Annotated in this window: 20 protein-coding genes and 1 pseudogene; 8 read left to right on the top strand and 13 right to left on the bottom strand. The window is 31.1% G+C overall.

The window, feature by feature from the left end; translation table 11 throughout:
* Nucleotides 1-113: 113 nt before the first annotated feature.
* Genes PCY11_RS07210 through PCY11_RS07195 form a run of 4 tightly spaced genes read right to left on the bottom strand, consistent with a single transcriptional unit; the run spans nucleotide 114 to nucleotide 2,812 of the window.
* A complete protein-coding gene (locus PCY11_RS07210) occupies nucleotides 114-1,802 on the bottom strand; it encodes an FtsK/SpoIIIE domain-containing protein (RefSeq protein ID WP_298821341.1) in 1,689 nt (562 codons plus the stop codon).
* Nucleotides 1,803-1,815: 13 nt separating this feature from the next.
* Nucleotides 1,816-2,277 carry a hypothetical protein gene (locus PCY11_RS07205; protein WP_014713934.1) on the bottom strand — a complete coding sequence of 154 codons (462 nt, stop codon included), beginning with the start codon at nucleotides 2,275-2,277 and terminating at the stop codon, nucleotides 1,816-1,818.
* 21 nt (nucleotides 2,278-2,298) lie between these two features.
* Nucleotides 2,299-2,595, bottom strand: a complete 297-nt coding sequence (locus PCY11_RS07200) for a cytoplasmic protein (RefSeq protein ID WP_138261591.1) — start codon at nucleotides 2,593-2,595, stop codon at nucleotides 2,299-2,301.
* A gap of 34 nt (nucleotides 2,596-2,629) precedes the next feature.
* The gene (locus PCY11_RS07195) at nucleotides 2,630-2,812 is read right to left on the bottom strand and encodes a hypothetical protein (protein ID WP_195968996.1); all 183 of its coding nucleotides are present in this window, start codon (nucleotides 2,810-2,812) and stop codon (nucleotides 2,630-2,632) included.
* Between the two features lie 660 nt (nucleotides 2,813-3,472).
* Between PCY11_RS07195 and PCY11_RS07190 the strand changes: the two genes are divergently transcribed.
* The 7 genes from PCY11_RS07190 to PCY11_RS07160 all read left to right on the top strand — a co-directional run bounded on the left by PCY11_RS07190 (nucleotide 3,473) and on the right by PCY11_RS07160 (nucleotide 9,275).
* Nucleotides 3,473-3,820, top strand: a complete 348-nt coding sequence (locus tag PCY11_RS07190) for a helix-turn-helix domain-containing protein (protein WP_049502657.1) — start codon at nucleotides 3,473-3,475, stop codon at nucleotides 3,818-3,820.
* 57 nt (nucleotides 3,821-3,877) lie between these two features.
* Nucleotides 3,878-4,294, top strand: a complete 417-nt coding sequence (locus PCY11_RS07185) for a pyridoxamine 5'-phosphate oxidase family protein (protein WP_049502658.1) — start codon at nucleotides 3,878-3,880, stop codon at nucleotides 4,292-4,294.
* A 29-nt stretch (nucleotides 4,295-4,323) separates the two neighbouring features.
* Complete coding sequence (locus PCY11_RS07180; RefSeq protein ID WP_195968995.1) at nucleotides 4,324-5,337, top strand: hypothetical protein; 1,014 nt, start codon at nucleotides 4,324-4,326, stop codon at nucleotides 5,335-5,337.
* The gene (locus tag PCY11_RS07175) at nucleotides 5,318-5,503 is read left to right on the top strand and encodes a hypothetical protein (protein WP_006595229.1); all 186 of its coding nucleotides are present in this window, start codon (nucleotides 5,318-5,320) and stop codon (nucleotides 5,501-5,503) included. Before PCY11_RS07180 ends, PCY11_RS07175 begins: the two co-directional genes overlap by 20 nt.
* 120 nt (nucleotides 5,504-5,623) lie before the next feature.
* A complete protein-coding gene (locus tag PCY11_RS07170) occupies nucleotides 5,624-6,484 on the top strand; it encodes an ImmA/IrrE family metallo-endopeptidase (protein WP_301362618.1) in 861 nt (286 codons plus the stop codon).
* An 8-nt stretch (nucleotides 6,485-6,492) separates the two neighbouring features.
* Nucleotides 6,493-7,179 carry an XRE family transcriptional regulator gene (locus PCY11_RS07165; RefSeq protein ID WP_155198723.1) on the top strand — a complete coding sequence of 229 codons (687 nt, stop codon included), beginning with the start codon at nucleotides 6,493-6,495 and terminating at the stop codon, nucleotides 7,177-7,179.
* A 512-nt stretch (nucleotides 7,180-7,691) separates the two neighbouring features.
* Nucleotides 7,692-9,275 carry an ABC transporter ATP-binding protein gene (locus PCY11_RS07160; RefSeq protein ID WP_301362617.1) on the top strand — a complete coding sequence of 528 codons (1,584 nt, stop codon included), beginning with the start codon at nucleotides 7,692-7,694 and terminating at the stop codon, nucleotides 9,273-9,275.
* Nucleotides 9,276-9,284: 9 nt separating this feature from the next.
* Here PCY11_RS07160 and PCY11_RS07155 read toward each other — a convergent pair whose 3' ends face one another.
* Nucleotides 9,285-10,148, bottom strand: coding sequence for a helix-turn-helix domain-containing protein (locus tag PCY11_RS07155; protein WP_223346213.1), 864 nt, complete (start codon nucleotides 10,146-10,148; stop codon nucleotides 9,285-9,287).
* A 1,161-nt stretch (nucleotides 10,149-11,309) separates the two neighbouring features.
* On the opposite strand from PCY11_RS07155, the pseudogene PCY11_RS07150 reads away from it, so the two are divergent.
* A pseudogene (locus PCY11_RS07150) lies at nucleotides 11,310-11,378 on the top strand (peptidylprolyl isomerase); the annotation flags it as partial.
* A 233-nt stretch (nucleotides 11,379-11,611) separates the two neighbouring features.
* Here the strand turns inward: PCY11_RS07150 and PCY11_RS07145 are convergent.
* The 8 genes from PCY11_RS07145 to PCY11_RS07110 form a co-directional block, all read right to left on the bottom strand.
* Nucleotides 11,612-11,974, bottom strand: coding sequence for a hypothetical protein (locus PCY11_RS07145; RefSeq protein WP_301362616.1), 363 nt, complete (start codon nucleotides 11,972-11,974; stop codon nucleotides 11,612-11,614).
* Between the two features lie 353 nt (nucleotides 11,975-12,327).
* Nucleotides 12,328-12,924 (bottom strand): hypothetical protein, encoded by a 597-nt coding sequence (locus PCY11_RS07140; protein WP_049489286.1) that lies wholly within the window; start codon nucleotides 12,922-12,924, stop codon nucleotides 12,328-12,330.
* The gene (locus PCY11_RS07135; RefSeq protein WP_006595091.1) at nucleotides 12,921-13,595 is read right to left on the bottom strand and encodes an ATP-binding cassette domain-containing protein; all 675 of its coding nucleotides are present in this window, start codon (nucleotides 13,593-13,595) and stop codon (nucleotides 12,921-12,923) included. The genes PCY11_RS07140 and PCY11_RS07135 overlap by 4 nt, the downstream gene beginning before the upstream one ends.
* Nucleotides 13,596-15,764 (bottom strand): hypothetical protein, encoded by a 2,169-nt coding sequence (locus PCY11_RS07130; RefSeq protein WP_301362615.1) that lies wholly within the window; start codon nucleotides 15,762-15,764, stop codon nucleotides 13,596-13,598.
* Nucleotides 15,765-15,870: 106 nt separating this feature from the next.
* Nucleotides 15,871-16,254, bottom strand: coding sequence for a lactococcin 972 family bacteriocin (locus PCY11_RS07125; RefSeq protein WP_301362614.1), 384 nt, complete (start codon nucleotides 16,252-16,254; stop codon nucleotides 15,871-15,873).
* 278 nt (nucleotides 16,255-16,532) lie between these two features.
* Nucleotides 16,533-17,618 carry a sensor histidine kinase KdpD gene (locus PCY11_RS07120; protein WP_070586693.1) on the bottom strand — a complete coding sequence of 362 codons (1,086 nt, stop codon included), beginning with the start codon at nucleotides 17,616-17,618 and terminating at the stop codon, nucleotides 16,533-16,535.
* Complete coding sequence (locus PCY11_RS07115) at nucleotides 17,611-18,309, bottom strand: response regulator transcription factor (RefSeq protein WP_065426928.1); 699 nt, start codon at nucleotides 18,307-18,309, stop codon at nucleotides 17,611-17,613. The genes PCY11_RS07120 and PCY11_RS07115 overlap by 8 nt, the downstream gene beginning before the upstream one ends.
* The gene (locus PCY11_RS07110) at nucleotides 18,306-18,518 is read right to left on the bottom strand and encodes a helix-turn-helix transcriptional regulator (RefSeq protein WP_049489289.1); all 213 of its coding nucleotides are present in this window, start codon (nucleotides 18,516-18,518) and stop codon (nucleotides 18,306-18,308) included. Before PCY11_RS07110 ends, PCY11_RS07115 begins: the two co-directional genes overlap by 4 nt.
* Between the last annotated feature and the right edge of the window lie 44 nt (nucleotides 18,519-18,562).

The following is an 18,562-nucleotide window of genomic DNA, read 5'->3' as shown; positions in this document are numbered from 1 at the left end:
AGGAGGGGTGGACTTGGCGTTTTTGCCAAATGTAACCCCCCTATTAGAAAACGGGGGTTGAAGTTTCATCATGGCCTAGAAACTTCGGGCTACGGTCTGCGCCTGACCTGCGGTCAGGCTTGCCCTTGCCCTTGTCCTAGCCCATGATGAACAATCGTCGCTTCAACTGCTTTTGGATAAGACCTGCGTCCTCCCTCTTCAAATTGAGCGAGGATTTCAAGAAGAAGTTTTTCTTGAAAAGGATCCACTAGAATAGCGGATACAGTCCGTTCAAAGATGATCCCTTGTTCTGTTAAGAGATAGATAATCTTGCGTAAGGTTGGCATTTTAAGATCTTGTTCGTCCGCAAATTCCTTGAGTGGTCGTTTGTTTGGTTCGTTTTCTATAACCTCATTTTCCTCTATAGGATTAATTGTTTCAACTGCTGGTTTGTATTCTTCAAATACTGAGAACTCTTCTCCTTCAAATTCCATAATGGGAATTTTAGAGTAGGCATCATAGAAGGAAAAGCCTTGATCAAGTGGTACATAAGGAGAGAAAAACTCACCAGCCAGCTCACCGTTGTTTGCGATATAGCCCCGTCCTTTGACCTTGACTCCATTAATTTCATCTAGCTTTTTGAACTCTTTGGTTTTATTAGCATCTCCAAACATCATGTCATATCCTGTTGATTCTAAATGACCGACGGAGAGACGCTTCATAAAGTTGTCCCGAAGAGCAGTTTTGATAAATTCCCCATCGGGCCGTTGCATAGCAAAGATGATAAAGATACCAGCTTGACGACCTTCTAGAACTAACTGTGAGAGATATTCCATGAGTTCTGACTGTTGGCTATAGTCACGGTCAATTTTTGCCATGAGAGCTGCCCACTCGTCCACTAGAATGAATTTTGGTTTTATGTCATAGTGAGTAAAGTTCTTTCCAGCTTGAAATTTTGGCGAAGTAGACATCCGTTCATAGCGTTTTTCCATAAACTCTACATTCTCTTTAAAACAGTTGATGATATCTTCCTTACTAGTGTAAACCCGACCATGAAAGACTGTAATTTTCTTTAATCCAGCAAGGTCCGAATTCTTTGGATCACAGATATCAACAAAGCCAATTTTAGCTAGTGCATAGATTATGGTCATGAGAACAACTGTTTTTCCTCCACCTGTTCCACCGCCAATGAGAAGATGAGGTTCTTCAATATAATCCCAAGATACATCTTTCATGAGCTGGAGTTTGGATCCCTTAACTTTTACTTCATCGATGGTGATCCTGCTATCAATTCGGTTAATAGCAATTTCATACTTGATAAAGCGATTATCAAAGGTTTTATTACGAAAGTCCCCATTAAACATGACTTCAAGCGTAGCTCCAAGGTTTAAAAAGCGATCTTGAAATTTATTACCTTCTAAGATGAAACTCACTTCAATCTTGTAGCGAGACTGTTTGATATACACTTGAGGCAAGGTGATTTTTTCAATGATCTTGTTTTCACGTCTAACCTTTTTAACGAGATAGAGGTTATTCTCTAGCAAAAAACGAGAAAGAATTCGAAGGCTGTTTAGCTTTTGAAAAAAGAGCATCTTCCTGTAGCAAACCCGATTGATAAACCAAGAGAAGATTAAAGAAAAGAGAAGCCCAGCTCCTAGAAAATATCCTTGAGGTAAGGGATGGACTTTTAATTCTTCTAAATGTAAGTAGCTGTAGTAACTAATAGCCAACAAAAAAGGAAACCACCAGACAAACCATGTGATTCCCTTTAGTTTACGATGAAAAACTCGAACTCTTTTTCCTCGATAGGTAAAGAGTTTCATAGTGCATCACCTCCTAGTTTTCCTTCTTATTTTCTACTGGTTTGTTTTCTTTAGTCGGTGCGCCTCCAGTTTTTTTCTTGATTTTAGAAGCAAAGAGCTTATAGATATCATTACGATTGACATGGGTATGAGTAATAACAATATCTTCTAATTCAACCTCTTCTCGGTATTTAATACCCAGGTCCTCGATCTCAGACTCTGACATATCTGCGATAGTGAAAAAGAGGGTTTCGTGCTGGACAGAAGAATGAATCCCTACAACTATTCCACGGATCTCCCCTGTATTGACTTGTACAAATGATCCATCAGGATTTCGTTGTGAGCGATCCACTTCAAAGATGATATCAGGGCCCTCAATGCCTCGGAAAGTCAGTTTCCCAAGGACAGCTGGGACATCTAACCCGTCTGTAATAACACGATAAGTCTTGTCAGCAATTTGTAGTTTTTCTCCGTAGTTTAATCCAATTTTAGCCATGTAATTTTCTCCTTTTATTTCTTATTTTTTGATTACCAATTTTTCAGCAAAGACATTGAGATAAGGTGCAACAGTATTGCCATTAAGAGCAGTGTCCGGGAAAAAGATTGGGTTAACCGCTTCTACTAGAGCATCTTCTGGGAAGACCGTTGTAGAGGCTGGTGTAATGACATGAAAGGCACCGTGCTCTGCGCTGTTTAGAATGTGACGTTGGTATTTGCCTTCTTTTCCAAAAATAAATTTAGGAGCATTTCCTAAACGTTCATAGTAAGCAGGGCCAATAAATTCTGGTTTCATTTTAAGTGTTTCTGAGATCATAAGATTTTCCTTTCTGAGTGTAAAATAAAAAGAGTTAAGCTAGTTGCTTTACTCTTGAGTAATAGTGGGTAAATAGTTTTCGTTTAAACATTCGACTATAGAATTGAATATCCCCATGAGCATAGCCATTTCTACGAGCATCATCTGCGAGATTGTCTAAATCAATTTGAGCTTGAGCATAGAGTTTAGCCTGTAGTTTATCAGATTCGCTAAACATGCCATAGGTAAATTCATAGTTATCATAGAGTCGTTTACATTGTAGTGCGAAAAAAGTTTGTCATATCATTCTCCTTTATTGTAATAAGTAAAAAAAGCTACTAAGTGAAAAAAGGAAAGAACTTAGTAGCTTGAGAGTAGGTCTATCTAATTAGATAGACAGCAGTAAAGAAAAGTTATTTGGTTGAAGGATCCCTCCTTCACGGTGGCAACGTTTAGCAAGGTGCTTTGCATCAATTACCATCGCTTTCCCAGCCAATCTCATTGGGGAGTCATTATCATACCCTTAAGATTCTCTTACGCCCTTTGGCGAAGCTAGTTCACTTTACTATTCGGAAAAGTGCGAAAGTCCGAAATGCGTGGAAGCCCACAAGAATGGAATCTTGTTTTCTATCTTCACTTCAACCATAAAACGGACTTGACTTTTCTTATCAAAACATTTACAATAAAGGTACGAAGTTTATGTGTTGTTCTGATGATCAGTCCTCTGGTTGTCAGACGCACTTTTTATTTAATTGTCAATGATCATAATGCCGATAGTTAGGCGTTATTATTTTTAAAGCCAATATAACTTCCGGCTATATTTTATATTATATAACCATTGGTTATATTTGTCAAGAGATTATTTGAAATTAATACAAAAAAATTTTAGAGGTTTAAAATGGAATTTTCGGAACGATTAAAAAACCTTAGAAAACAAGCACATCTTACACAAGTCGATGTAGCTGAAAAACTAGGAATTTCGCAACCAGCTTATGCTTCATGGGAACGTGGAGCTAAAAAACCAACACAAGATAATTTAGTCAAGATTGCACAAGTTTTAAATGTATCAATTGATTATTTAGTTGGTAATTCGGATGAACATCTAAAAGAAGACGAGTTAGATAATGTAGAACTTCTTTTCCGTATGAATTCAAATGGTCTAACCGAAGAAGAAAAGGCTATTTTCAAGAAAGAGTTGATCGAGTTTATGGAAAAGAGAAAAAAAGCATTTGAAAAAAATAAGTAAACAAAAAATTAGCTTTTTTGTTCGATAACTTCATTGATTAAAAGGAGTGTTTTATAAATGGATGTAAAAAAAGAATTTTTGAAAATAATGTCAGAACAAAAAGAAATTGCCTTAGCGACATCTGTAAACAATATTCCAAATGTAAGAATAGTAAATTTTGTTTTTGATTCAACCAATAATATACTCTACTTCTCATCTTTCAAAGGTAATGATAAGATTAAGGAAATGGAATCAAACTCTCATATTGCATTTACTACAATTCCACACTCTGGAAATGAACACGTAAAAGCTAAGGGCTTAGTTCAAAAAAGTACCAAAACTATTTTTGAAGTAGCGGACCAGTTTATTGCTAAAGTACCAGGTTACAAAAATACTATTGAATTTGCAGGGGAATCTTTAGTTTTATTTGAAATACGATTTGATACTGCGATCGTTACCAAAGATCTAGAAACAATACAAACTATAGAACTTTAAATTAAAGTTCCAAAAATGGGGATTAAAGTATGGAGAGTTTTGAAATTGAAATACCAAAAATAGAGCATTTTGAAGTTGATGTCAGAAAAAAGGAATTATACAACTATGATTTCCAATCATATTCATTAACTCCACTGCAAAAAGAAGCCTCTTTAGTAGTTGCTAATAAGATTAGAAATAATTTATTTGCTCATATTCCCGAAGCTAAATTATTAAAAAAGCTTGTTGAAAAGAATGATAATGACAATGTAGAATACGTTGCAAAATTATCTGAAGTTGCAAAAGAAAAGTTAAAATCGGGAGAATGGAGTTATGGTATACGAAAAAAGACAGGCGAGACCTATGCAGTATTAAAAGATACTGAATCTGGAAAAATTAAAAGTAGTGTAACCTTAGAGAAAAGGACTGTCAAAGAGTTAGGGAATCTACCTGAGCTTTCTGCAATACAAGGGCAACTAGCATCTATTTCAGAACAAATTGAAAGCTTAAATGAACTAGTTATCCGCGTGGAACAAGGGCAATACAATGATAGATTTTCAGGCTTTTTCAGTGCTCGCCAACTAATTGTAGAGGCCTTAGCAACCAGAAATGAGCAATTAAAAAAAGAATTACTACTTTCAGCGATTAAAGAAAATAATAATACTATTGCAAAACTAATGATGTCAATTTACACAGATGGTTTAGACTTTATCAACATTAAAACCAATTCAAAAGATGCAAAAAGAATAAATACTCTGCTTCAACAATCAATTAGTTACCTATCATCTGCAATGCAGTTAAATGTTGTTGCTTATACGGTATTAGAGGAACATGAGTCTGTTATAGCTGTATTAAGCAATTACAAAGCTTTTACTGAGCAAACTTTACTTGAGCCTAAATATGATGGAAAAAGTTTAGCTTGGAAAATTGATAATTTTACAAAAGGAAATAGCAGCTCTTTTATAAATTTGACACAGAGTATTTCAGAAAATATCAATGCATTGGTTAACCATTCAGAAACATTATTAGTAGAGGAAGATACGAATGAAAGAAGAGAAAATTAAAACATGTAAATACTTTAGATGTAATAAAGAAGTATACTCTCCAAAAGCAAAATTCTGTGGAGAGCACGAAAGATTTTATAGAGAACACAGGAATAAAATTGGAGGGGCGTTGCTGACTTTTGGAGGAATAGCACTTTCAGCTTTGGTAAAAAAAAGAAATAATTAGACTATGTTTATATATTTAACGTAATATAAAAAAAGTGGACACACATCCACTTTTTTTATATAATAAACTCAACCGAATTGGTTTAGTTTTGTATTTTATACTTAAAGGAGGTATCATTCTTTGGATGAATTGTATACAAGAATAAGTAAGTCTACAAAACATGTGTTATACCAGTATATGAAAGATCATGACATTTCATTACTAAATTATAATTTCAACTACTTCTTTCAACACTGTATTCAAGAATATCAGATTCAAGTGATTAGTCACCACTTCTCTAATCGTAAGATTGAAGGATTAACTGTTATCGATGAATTAGGAATTAGTTTTTCCTATGAAAAGGATAATCCAATTGTAAAGCAAAATTTCACTCTATGTCATGAACTGGGACATTTTATCCTAGAGCATGAAGGAAATTATTTTGCTGAATCTATTGATAATCAAGAGAGCCTACTAGAGCGAGAAGCAAATATTTTCTCTGCTGTAGTATTAATGCCTGACATTGTTTTGTTGTCAAAGATTTATTATAGTTGCGACACCTTTCAACATATTCAAAATAGTCTGGATGTTTCAAAACAGGCATTGTTCTTTCGCCTTTTAGATCTTCTTAGAGAATATTATCCTGGAAAAGAAAATACCATTAAGCAGGCTATCGATGATTATATTGCTGGACAAAATGCTACACTACTCCTTTTGTTACACAGCATTAAAGAACAGATTATAAAGGAATTTAACAACTACCAGACTTCTATAATTAATAAGATAGAGCCAGCAGTGAGCAAAAGAGGTTTCGTTACTAGCCAAGAGTTACCTGAACTTTTAAATCAGGATAATTGGAAGACAATTAAGAATTGTCATGACAATCTAAAAGTATGGCTCATCTATGATAAAGGAAAATCTATAGCTTATGTTTGGGATAAAAATAAGCTAACAGACAAAGAAGCAAAACAAAAAGCTGAATTGAAACTACTGTTAATGTGAGGTAAGTGATGTATCAACCAGAAAAACTAAAGGCTCGAAGAAAAGAGCTAAAAATGACTCAAAAAGATATTGCTGATCAGTTGGGAGTCAGCTATCAAGCCTATTCCGCATGGGAACGTGGAGTAAAACAACCATCTAGAGAAAAAGTGCAACAACTAGAGCAGATTCTAAACGTACCGAAAGGTTTTTTTACAGAGATCGAAATCGTCCGACTATATAATACTTTATCGGATGAAGGTAAGAATAATGCACTTAGTTATGTCAGAGGCCTAGTTCAAAAAGAAAAATGTAAGAACATTGTTTCAATGTCAGAAAAACTATACGAATACCATGTTTACGAACAAATGTCTGCTGGTATCGGTTCATCGGTGTATAACGATCAAAACTATGATACTGTCTATTTTGATGAAGAACTAGCCCACGATTTCGCCTCATGGATTTCTGGTGACTCAATGGAACCCAAATATCAAAATGGTTCTGTGGCTCTCATTCGTGAGACAGGATTTGATTATGATGGTGCAGTTTATGCCGTAGTCTGCAACAATCAGACATACATTAAAAGAGTTTATCAGGAAGAACAGGGCTTACGGTTAGTTTCTATCAATCCAAAATATCGAGATATTTTTCTTTCGTATGATGAAGATCCTAGAATTGTAGGGATTATTGTAGGGAATTTCTTACCTGTTGAACAGTGATATTGTTAATGTAAAATAATAATAGTGTATTATTTTTTCTAGACAGGGTATAAGTGGAAGAAAAGATGAATAAAATGGAGAAGACTCTAATGGTTCTTCTCCATTTTTTTATCTAATTGGTAATGTTGAAAATCGGAAGTGAAATGATACTTTCAAAGAATTCATTTTGGACACTAGCAAACGAAATAGAGCCCTGATGCAAATCAACAATTTGTTTTGAAATTTTTAGCCCAATTCCAGTCGTTCTAATTTAGGATACTGACTACGTCAGTTCCATTTCAACCTTAAAACAGTGTTTTGAGCAACCTGCGGCTAGTTTACTAGTTTGCTCTTTGATTTTCATTGAGTATAAATAAAAATATGAGTTCTCCTCTTATTTTAAAAAATAATTATTTTATAATTTTTTTATATTTAGTGTAAACTATTCAGTGCGTCCCAAATACGGGAGGTTTGTTTCTGATTTTCATATTTGGATTATAATATTCTCATCAGAGTTACTTAAGGAGTAAGATATGAACCAGATTATGAAACAATATAAATTACTATATTTCTTGATTATTTTATTAAGTCTGACAAGTGCTCTTTTAATGACATTCTTCTCTCTCCAATTAGGAAGAATACTTGATAGTATATCTAATTCAAATAGTGGATTACTCTTTCATATCACTATTTGTGTAAGTTCGATTTTACTGTGGTTCTTGATTTCTTGTTCCTATTCCTATCTTAAAAACCAATATGTAAAAAAAGTTATTTTAGATCTAAAAAGGCGTCTCTTATTACATTATTTATCGCGTGAATTTAACCAAATTGACAACCGTAACCATTCAGATTTCTTAAATAATATCACCAAAAACAGTGATCTTATTCAAGAAAATTTATTAATCCCTAAAATCTCTCTAATTGCAAATTTAGGGAGCCTTATCATGAGTGTGGTTGCTATTATCTATATAGAATGGCGATTAGCATTAGTCTTTCTTTTATTGTCGAGTATAACGATTTTTCTATCACAAATTCCTGGAAAGTTAATGACTAAATCAACTAATAATTATTCTCTACAAAATAATCACTATTTGTCAAAAATGACAAACTTTATTAATGGTTTTGAACAAATTAAGTTATTAAATATTCAAAGCTGGACCCAAGAAAAAATTCAGGGAATCAGTTTAGAATTTGAAGAGTCCAGAAAAACATATCAATTCTTAAAAGACTTAGCTTCAACTACTGGAATTTTACTAAGTTTTGGCTCTCAACTATCCTGTATGGTCGCTGGTATCTTTTTTGTAAGAAATAACTTACTGACTATTGGACTACTAGTAGCAAGTATTCAATTATTAAACGGTGTTTTTGCTCCATTACAATCTATTCTTTACAATAAAAATTTAATCAGCAGTAGCAAGTCCATTATTGATAATATCCAAGAAAATCTATATGAGACAAATCATGGAACTTTCCATAAAACAAGTACAATTGATTGTGATAACATTTCGACTATTTCTATTAGCCAATTATATTATGAAATTGAAAATAGAATATTATTTGATCATTTTTCCTATGAATTTAAAAAAGGTAAGCGCTATGCGATTATCGGTGCTTCAGGAACTGGGAAAACAACTTTAGTAAAATTAATACTAAATTATTATCCAAAAAATCTTTATGATGGAGAAATAAAAATCAACGGAAAACAGAATATTGATATTCCCTCAGAGGAGTTATATAAAGATATTGCATTTGTGCAAAAAAATGACTTTCTAATTGAAGGTAATATTCTAGAGAATATCAAATTGGCTAGAAACCTTCATTTAACTGAAAAATTAAGAAAATCCTTAGGTTTTAATGAAGACTTCCTTCGTAAAAACCTAGCTCAATCAAACAAAATCATTTCAGAAGGAGAAAAGCAACGAATTGATTTAGCTAGGTTTTTAGTCAAAACATATTCAGTTTATATATTTGACGAACCTACAAGTAACCTTGATCCAATAAAAGCAAAAGAAATAATGGATTACATTCTATCCATTAAAGATGCAATTGTTATTGTCATTACTCATGATCAAAATCCAGAAATATTGGAAGAGTTTGATCACGTTATTACCTTATAGATAAATGGCCTAGTCTACTAAATGAATGATGTGTTTCTCAAAGTATTGTTTGTAATTTTTGTAGATTGTTTTATTGAATAATTCAAAAATTTTTAAAGCATCTTCTATTTTTAAAATTGATTTTTGATTACGATGAAATTTAAGTTCAAAAAATCCTTCTAAATACAAAAGAATAGTTTGTTCAAAAAAATCTGTGGAATTAGATAATATATTCTTAGTAGCTTGTTTTAAAAATAAAGCTTCCTCATATAAGCTGTTTTCAATCATAATAAGAAGTGAATTAAGAAGTAATTGAACGAGAGCTTGTTTATTTCTAGGTATAGAACTATACAACTTTCCTTTTTTAAGCGCCTCTTTGGCATATCTAAATAATAAATTTGGTAATATTGCTCGACAACAATTTCCAAGAATAAGAATTTCGTAATATCCCCAGTTTTCAACAGAAAATAAATAATTAGTAAGATAAGAGGTGTCTTGATTACTCAATTGATGAGTATTATCAATTCCATAGATAATACTTTCAATGAAAATAGCATTTAATTTATGGTAATGAGAATTTGTCTCATGAAAAAGTTCTATTTCTTTCTCTACCATATCTAGTAATGCTTGAGTATCTTCATTATATGCGGCCTGTTTAACAGAAGCTATTAAGGTATTAAAATCCGAAGGTTGATAATGATTACATGAAAGCAAAAACTCTTCTAGAGTTACACCTATTTTTTCAAGTAGATATAATAATTTAAAAAATGAGATTTCTGTCTCTCCTAATTCAAATCTAGATATTTGAGACTTTGAAATTTCTGCACCTGCTAATGAAGAAATAGAAATACCTTTTCCTTCTCGTATTTTTCTATAAGTTTCACCTATAATCATATTTATCTCCATTTACCATAAAAAATCATTAGAAAGCGTGACAGATTATGAAAAAATACTATCAAATCTTTTTATTATTATTTGATATTATCATTATTATTGGATTATATCAATAAAATTAATGAGTGTGTGAAAATTCAATACTAGGAGAAAATGAAATAAATATTTCCACAATAAAACGTATGATATCAAGTTTTTTGGAAAGCCTCTGTTCGTAAATTATTTTAACTCATAGTTGATGATTCCACAAATTGAAAAGTTTTAAACTTAGCATTTAAACGCTCAATTTTAATACGTATTACAACTATCTCTATTAAACTTCTTATCCTCTACAGTCGATACATGCTTTTTAGAACTTTTTAAAGGAAAAAAGATATCTCATGAATATTCATAGTATCTAAATAACAAAAACAAGTAATTGCTCTGACAAACTTGACCTATACTTTCTTTAAAAAGAGTAAAATAATGTGTATGACCATCTCAAAAAACTAATTGACAGGCACGAAGTGTCGTTAAATCGATTATGATTGTGTCTTTATGGTGTATATCTTTTTCCAGGATAATTCTTACTTTGGTTTCTTTTAGGACATTGAAATAGGACTTTCTGTGACATCAATAGCTATAGTGACACTTGTTGATTTTAAGTTTTCTAAGTCAAATAGACTTGAGGAATGAAGAGTATATTCTACGAATGTTAATGTTCAGTGACTATCACTAGTCCAAGACCAAAATCAAAAAACTAGAAGATGTTGAGTTGATTAATAGCATAAATAATGCAAGTTCAAAATTAACTGTTTTTCTAGACTTAAAGTTTTTGTGCCTCCTCCTTTACAGTGTTTGGATTTATAAGTTGTATCTAGACAGGATATCTTTGTTGGGAAGGTATCCTTTTTGACACTAATAAATAATTTAAAGTTCTCATGAGTTAGTTGCATGGTTTTTCGTAAATAGTTTTCTTAACTATAGTATAGCATAGTACAGTATGGCACTTTATTTTTTCCAATAAGTCTATTATACCCCAAGGACAGCTGGTTTTAATTTTTTCTCTGAACTGTACGATTTTGCGCCAGAAATGTAGGAATTACCTTTCGTTGTGATGTGATAAAACTTACAAATCTTTTTTGTTATTCTTGACCTAGTTTTTTAGAAAGAAGGTCTAAGATGTTAAATAAAGTCAAAACTAAAGCCTTAATTAGTGTTGGAGCAGTGGCTGCAACTAGCTTTATTCTCTGAATCTTGCATGATAAGAAGAATAAAGAAATAAAAAGAAAAATCAAAGTGTTTGTTTATCGGCAATCATCACAATTCGGTTTTTTAAAATAGGATGGTATATTTTGTTTCTTTGACCAAAATTTGAACAAAAAATAGATTTGACTTTCGGTTAATAATAAGCTTAAAAGTTTTTTGAAGGAATCTATTTAGCACAAAAAAACACCTATTCGGGAAAATAGGTGTGAATGATGTTATTTATATCCATATTGTTTTAGTGCGTTATTATATTCTTCGCTATCTTTAAGATAGTAGTCGTGCTTAACTCCACTAATATCAACAGAAAAGACCCCATCTTTAAATGAATATTCTTCTGTTCGACTTGCAATATTTTGTCCAGTTAATTCGATCGTATTCTTTTTTTTGTTAATGGTAAAGCCGTCGGCTTCTCCATGCTCAATGGAAGCATTATTTCCTTTAATAGTAAACGCTAACTCGTTTCTTTCACTTGAGATCCAATAATACTCACCATCTAAAGATTGGTAGTTGTTTTTAGAGCAAGCAATTAACGTAATTATTGATAATGAAAGTAGTAATATACCTATTAATTTTCTCATAATCTGTGCCTCCTTCTATAATTTTAATTATACCAAAATAATATTACAAGAGTATGTCAGTGTCTGTTATAACGGAAAAATGAAGAAATGTCTATTATAATAGCAAATAATAACTTTCGGGAAATCTGATGAATTCAAAAATGAAATTGATACAAATTTGGTTATTTTTAATAAATCTAAATACCCGTTTATAGTTCACTTGTTGTCCAGGTAAAACTAAAAGGATTTAGTCATGTGAAATACAGAACTAAATCCTTTGGATAGCCTATTTGTCTATCTTTTTGGGGTCAGTATAAAATCCTCCCCTAACAATAAATTATTATTTTACAACTTTTATTACAAATATTGTGTTTTTAATCATTAAATATAAGCCAACTATCTATTTTATCTTTCGGTTTTTCCCAACTTGCAATAACACGTATTCCTTTCATTTCTGTACTGGAAATACCTAATTTTCCTCCTTTTCCTAATAAATATAATGTATATTGCGAATCAGTATTTGCTTCATAAGAACCCTTGATAAATTTTTCATCTGTACTAACTTTCCAAGCATCTAATCTAGGAATACTAATTTTTATATCTGTTTTTTGAGCAGCTATATCCAATGATATTTCTCCTTCTTTAATTTCCCTTATGCTTACTTCTTTATTTTCTTTTAAATCTATTTCCCCTGACTTTGCTATGATTCCATCTTTAGATACTACAAAAACAATAGCTTTGTCTTGTTTTTCTTTGACTAGATCTTTTGGAAAATAAAATTTTTCTCCATTTGTTCTATTCAAAATACATTTTTTCCCCATCGCAATACCCACTGTATCTATTTTTTCTTTTGTTTCATTTTTTACTGTAAATGCAACATCAATATCATCACTATTTCTGTTCATGTAAAAGAATAAACCACAAATGCACAGTGCTATAACCGGTACTAATAAAGCAATCTTCCTTTTCATCTTAACACCTCCCTTATAGCTGACTTTTCAATAATATAATTCTTATGTGCTACTTTTTCAAAGTCCTTATCATGACTTACAACTACGATCGTCTTACCTTCATTATTTAATCTAATAAGTGTATCGATTACAATTTTTTTATTCTCATAATCAAGAGAACCTGTCGGTTCATCCGCCAACATAATTTCAAACGGTTTTATCATATTTCTTGCAAGGGCTACCCTTTGCTGTTCTCCACCTGAAAGTTCATAAACCTTCGATTTTAATTTGTCTGAAATGCCCATTTTATTCAAGGCAGCTTCTATAAGATTTTTCTTATTTTTTTCTTGATTGTATTTGGCAGCAAGCATCATATTTTCCTCAACCGTCATTTTTTCCACCAAAGCAAAATTTTGAAATAAATAAGCAATTTTTTCTCTGCGTAATAGCTCTCCTACTTTAGGATCTTTTATAGGATCTCGATTTGAAAAACAGGTTACACTACCACTATCATAATTTTCTAATGTCCCAATTATATTCAAAAGTGTTGTTTTTCCTCCTCCACTTTTCCCAAAGATACAAACAAAATCTCCTTTATAAATATCCAAACTAATATTTTCCAAAATACTGTGTTCCCCATATTTCTTAGAGACATTTCTTAAGGTTATTTGCAATTCCTTTTCTTTTTGCATTTAACACCCCTCCTTTAACCTAAGTACAATGCTTCTTTCACTTTTCTTTAGTTGTAAAATTTCTATGCCAAAACATATAAGGCTTCCACAAATACCTATTATTAAACTAATCAAAAGTTTAGACATACTCCAACCATCTCTTGGTATAAACAGTCCAACATCACTTATTACTCCTGTTACCATAATAACCATAAATAAAATAATAATACTTATGATATAACCAACGATATTTTCAATAATTTTCTTATGATGTATATCAAAAAATCCATATCCCAACAACCTAGAAACATCTATTCGTTGTCCATGATTATAAAAATATGTTTCTTTATCTATTTTTAATAACGTTGCTAAAATAACAATAGATAAGACAAGACCAATAACATATATACTTGCCTCCATCTTATATTCGTCTATTCTTGAAACTATATCATCGTAGACTGAGCTGATATAGAGTATAAACGGCTCAGATTCTGTTTCTTCAATTATGTCCTTCAAACTCTCGTATCCTCTACTAGGCTCTTTAACATATGGATGTAGCTGCCCATTTACTAAAGATGATAGTTTGATTCCATAATCTGGGAGTAATTCTTTCCCATTTACTGCTACCAAAACATAATTTTTCAAGTTTGCTTCATCAATTCTTTTGCCACTATCAAAAGAAAATACACTTTGATTATCTTTCAGCCTTACATATGTTTCTGTAATTGTACCTTGTTTTTTTATATTTTGAAAAATATGATCTTCATGAATTTTTTCTTTGTCAAATTCAGTAATTTTAACATCTTCTGGAACAAAAACAATCCACTCATTTTCATGTATTTTATATTGTTCTATTTTATTCGTATCTTTATCTAAGAGATTAGCAATATGTAAATAATTTTTATTTACATAGGCATAATTGCCTTGAAACGGTTGTTGATTTAGATACTCCTCATCATCATTCATTCCCTCTTTTCTAACGTTTGGGGCATTAAATAATATTGCTCCACTATCGTCCAAACTATTCCATAAATTATTCATCTTTGGAATAACAATCTCATGGAACTTATCATCATCTTTTTCATAACTCCAAGACCATGCACAAGCCATATTTGCATAATATTTTGAGCTTTCCCAAGTTGGAATGTATTGTTTCATACTCGAGTAATCAGCGAGTCCTAAAATACTTACAATTGCTAAATAAAGAACCATAACAATCGACCCTGTTTTTATAAGAAAAGAACTTCTATGATAACTTCTTCTATAACCTTTCAATAAGGTAATAACATTAATTCCTTTTAACTTGAGATAAATCAATATAAACTCTATTGATATTAGCCCCCCTATTATAAAAGCAACTAAAATAAGTATTGTTTTCATTGATATCATAAATCCTAAAATATCACTAGGAGCAACTAAATATTCTATAATTCCAATCGTCAGTACAAGTCCCACTATTGCTGGTATTGCAAGAATATTTAAAACCTTAGAAATAGCTAAAGTTAATTTGTCGTATCCTAGTAAAATTGATATCGATAATTCCTTTGAAAGCATCCCATTATAAATAATTAGACAAAAGACAGTAGCTACAAATATAATAAAAACCGTAAGCATATATAGATATGCTTGTTTCTGTGTGAATTCACTAGAAACAGTATAATCCGGATTAACCACGACCTCTGTTTTTAATTTTTCATTTTGATTTATTTCTTCAATAAACTTATTAATATTTACTTCCGTACCTCTTACATGATAATCCCCATTAACTTTTTCCTTGCTGACGTTTTCAAAAGGAATTAAGCTTATATCTTTTGACGTGAGTAAACTCATTGATTTTACATTCTCAAAATCATTCAATTTGTCTTTGCTATCAGTAATAGATATATTTCTAAAAGATTTCTTGAACCATTCAGAATCATTTAGATGAATGTAAATCTTTATTTTCTGTTTATCAAATCTACTATTCTTAGGAATATATTCTTCCTTTATGAAGCTTAAATCATTTTTATTGGCGATTTTCTGCAATTCAATTATTGTTTTATCAGCTATTTCTGGCTTTGTTACAATGTTTACAGTAGTATTAAACTCTTTTATGAATATATTTAAAAACATACCGTCTGAATAGAAAAACTTTCCTATACCAATCACTATAATTAGTAAAATTGCCAGTATACCCACTGTTTTTTTCATTCTGCATCATCTCCAACTTTATAAAAATAACGAGTATGAGTAATGCCACAATACTAAAATAACAACGTGGTACCGCTCAAACTCGTTCAACTATTTTTATTTATTGTTATTTAACATCAGCCCAAGCTCTATTACCACTTGAAGCTTTTTCCCAAGAAGCTTCTGCTCTACTTCCAGCTCTTGTCCAACCCGAATAAGAGAATTGACCACCAGCGCCTTGTACTGTAGTTTTATGTGTTTTATTATTGTGATCGTATTTAGACCAAACATATACACTACCTACACCATGTCTCCATTTTCCACCTAAAAAACTTTTCCATCCGCTATCATAACTGAACAACCTTGGCAGAGTATAATCTTCTTCAAATACTTCCACCTCATAACCAAGACCTTCAACATATGGTAAGTTTGTTTTTTCTGCTGCCAATGCTGGTACGAATGATACTAACATAAAACCTGTTAATAATACTAATGACAATGATTTTTTCATGATAAAATTCTCCTCTCTCAAATACTTAAACTTTTTGTAAAATTTTTCTTCCGAATAAAGTTTTCAAAAACTCTACTCAATCTCCGTTCCTATACCTATGAGGATTATTATAATTCATAAAACTCTACCTCCTTTTTATATATTTATAATCACAGATGATGATTCAAATTAATAATTCCATTCAAATATAAAAGAGCTATCCTTATTTATATTATAGAATAGCTCTTTGCTTTATACTTAACGGTATCTTTAAATAATTCTTGCGTTTTCTTTGCGATTTAATTTAATATATATGGAAGTATTACTTTAGCACAAACTCTTTTATTCTCCTCTCCAATTTCAAAATTTCCACCCAAGTGTTTTACAATGTCACTTACAATTGTAAGTCCAAGTCCCGATCCATTATTGCTTATTCGTCTTGATAAATTTCCCCTATAAAACTTTGAAGTAACCATATTCCAATTCACATTTAAATTTGGAGAAACATCGTTTATAACACTTATTTTTAACATTCCATTAATTTCCTCAACCTTTATATTTATGCTTGTTCCTTTCACAGAATAATTAACTGCATTTGTAATCAGATTCTCCATTATTCTAAGTAAAAGTTGTGGTTCCGTTTTAATCTTACTGTTTTCCAAATTTAAAAACTCCAAAATTAAAAGATGATCTTTTATAGATAAACTTTTTTCTTCTTCCCACTGGCTAAAAAAAATTTTTATATCTACGTCCGTTAAATTTAGTGGAATTTCATTTAAATTGAATTTTAAATATGAAAAAAAATCTTCACTTAAACGATTTAAATATTTTATGTTCTCATATATAACATCAACAAACTTATTTTTTTGTTCTTCAGAAAGATTTTTTTCGTCTTTTAATAGTGTTATATAACCTATCATATTCGCAAGAGGAGTTTTTATATCATGAGCTAAATACGTTAGCAGATCTGTTTTTTCTTTATATACCAGTTCATACTCCTTTTCAAGTTCTTTATTGTAATTATGAAGTTCTATAAACAAATCTCGTTCCTTTGATAATGACTCATGAAATGGTATTAAATCTTTATCTTCACTTTTAAGATAATTCAGTCCAGACTCAAAATATTGATTATATACATAAAACCTTTTTTCCTGTATTATAAATGTCCCTATCAATATAGCAACAGCCCCTAGTAAAAGTATTATATATTTACCTATTTCAAAATAAAAGGAAGCAAATTTATCTAATGGCAATTCTGGATCTACACTGTCAACAAAAGAATTATCCATTATTTTGTAAATAATGAAAAATAGGATTGTACTTAAAAATATCCATAGTATTTGATAAATAATACCTTCCACAAAAAAACGGTTTTTCTTACCCATTGATTTTATACCCCACTCCCCAAACAGTTAATATGACTGATTTTAACCCAATCTTTTCAAACTTACTTCTAATTCTTCTTACATGAACCATAACTGGATTAACTTCATTTTCTAGCACCTTATCACCCCATATTTTATAGTGTATATCATCCATATTATACACTTTACCAGGTTCTTCCATAAGCAACCACAAAATATCAAATTCTTTTGGTGTTAGTTCAATCTCTATATTACCATAGTAAACTTTATGTGTTTTAATGCTAATCTTTAAATTATTAACTTCTCTATCACAATTAATTGTATTTACAATATTTTTTGTAAATACATAATTTCTTCTAAAATGAGAATTAATTCTCGCAATCAATTCAGATGGTTCAAACGGTTTTACGATATAGTCATCTGCACCTATATTCAATCCTTGCACTCTATGAATAGGATCTTCTAAGGCAGTAAGCATAATGATTGGCATAGTGGACGTTTCTCTTATCTTTTTGCATATTTCAAATCCATTTATATCAGGAAGTAAAATATCCAATAATATCAAGTCATATTTATTTTTTTCAAATTCCTCTAACGCCTCTTTTCCAGTATGAAAAATGCTGATTTCCCAATTCTCTGATATTAAATACATCCTTATAAGCTCTGCTAAGTTAGTATCATCTTCTACAAGCATTATTTTCATTTCAGTCATTCATTTCCACCCTCCTTAAAACTACATACATCATTTGGAGTACATTCCAATGCATTACATATTTTTGCCAAATTTTTAAATGTGATTGGCTTATTTTTTCCCATCTGTGCCATGACATTAGTTGTAATCTGTGTAATAACAATAACTTCTGTTTTCTTTAATCCCTTTTTGGCGAGTTGTATCCACAAGGGTTTATAATTTAATGCTATGCCGTTTCCTCTTTTCTTTAGATATAATTTTTATGTGTATTATA

It is taken from the genome of Streptococcus sp. SP8, assembly GCF_030440045.1.
GTDB lineage: Bacteria > Bacillota > Bacilli > Lactobacillales > Streptococcaceae > Streptococcus > Streptococcus parasanguinis_I.
The sequence above is the reverse complement of the archived record's forward strand: the minus strand, read 5'-3'. Positions and strand labels throughout refer to the sequence as shown.

Coding starts and splice junctions, on each gene's coding strand:
- PCY11_RS07210 (WP_298821341.1), bottom strand. CDS start 1,802: ATGAAACTCTTTACCTATCGAGGAAAAAGAGTTCGAGTTTTTCATCGT.
- PCY11_RS07205 (WP_014713934.1), bottom strand. CDS start 2,277: ATGGCTAAAATTGGATTAAACTACGGAGAAAAACTACAAATTGCTGAC.
- PCY11_RS07200 (WP_138261591.1), bottom strand. CDS start 2,595: ATGATCTCAGAAACACTTAAAATGAAACCAGAATTTATTGGCCCTGCT.
- PCY11_RS07195 (WP_195968996.1), bottom strand. CDS start 2,812: ATGTTTAGCGAATCTGATAAACTACAGGCTAAACTCTATGCTCAAGCT.
- PCY11_RS07190 (WP_049502657.1), top strand. CDS start 3,473: ATGGAATTTTCGGAACGATTAAAAAACCTTAGAAAACAAGCACATCTT.
- PCY11_RS07185 (WP_049502658.1), top strand. CDS start 3,878: ATGGATGTAAAAAAAGAATTTTTGAAAATAATGTCAGAACAAAAAGAA.
- PCY11_RS07180 (WP_195968995.1), top strand. CDS start 4,324: ATGGAGAGTTTTGAAATTGAAATACCAAAAATAGAGCATTTTGAAGTT.
- PCY11_RS07175 (WP_006595229.1), top strand. CDS start 5,318: ATGAAAGAAGAGAAAATTAAAACATGTAAATACTTTAGATGTAATAAA.
- PCY11_RS07165 (WP_155198723.1), top strand. CDS start 6,493: ATGTATCAACCAGAAAAACTAAAGGCTCGAAGAAAAGAGCTAAAAATG.
- PCY11_RS07160 (WP_301362617.1), top strand. CDS start 7,692: ATGAACCAGATTATGAAACAATATAAATTACTATATTTCTTGATTATT.
- PCY11_RS07155 (WP_223346213.1), bottom strand. CDS start 10,148: ATGATTATAGGTGAAACTTATAGAAAAATACGAGAAGGAAAAGGTATT.
- PCY11_RS07145 (WP_301362616.1), bottom strand. CDS start 11,974: ATGAGAAAATTAATAGGTATATTACTACTTTCATTATCAATAATTACG.
- PCY11_RS07140 (WP_049489286.1), bottom strand. CDS start 12,924: ATGAAAAGGAAGATTGCTTTATTAGTACCGGTTATAGCACTGTGCATT.
- PCY11_RS07135 (WP_006595091.1), bottom strand. CDS start 13,595: ATGCAAAAAGAAAAGGAATTGCAAATAACCTTAAGAAATGTCTCTAAG.
- PCY11_RS07130 (WP_301362615.1), bottom strand. CDS start 15,764: ATGAAAAAAACAGTGGGTATACTGGCAATTTTACTAATTATAGTGATT.
- PCY11_RS07125 (WP_301362614.1), bottom strand. CDS start 16,254: ATGAAAAAATCATTGTCATTAGTATTATTAACAGGTTTTATGTTAGTA.
- PCY11_RS07120 (WP_070586693.1), bottom strand. CDS start 17,618: ATGGGTAAGAAAAACCGTTTTTTTGTGGAAGGTATTATTTATCAAATA.
- PCY11_RS07115 (WP_065426928.1), bottom strand. CDS start 18,309: ATGACTGAAATGAAAATAATGCTTGTAGAAGATGATACTAACTTAGCA.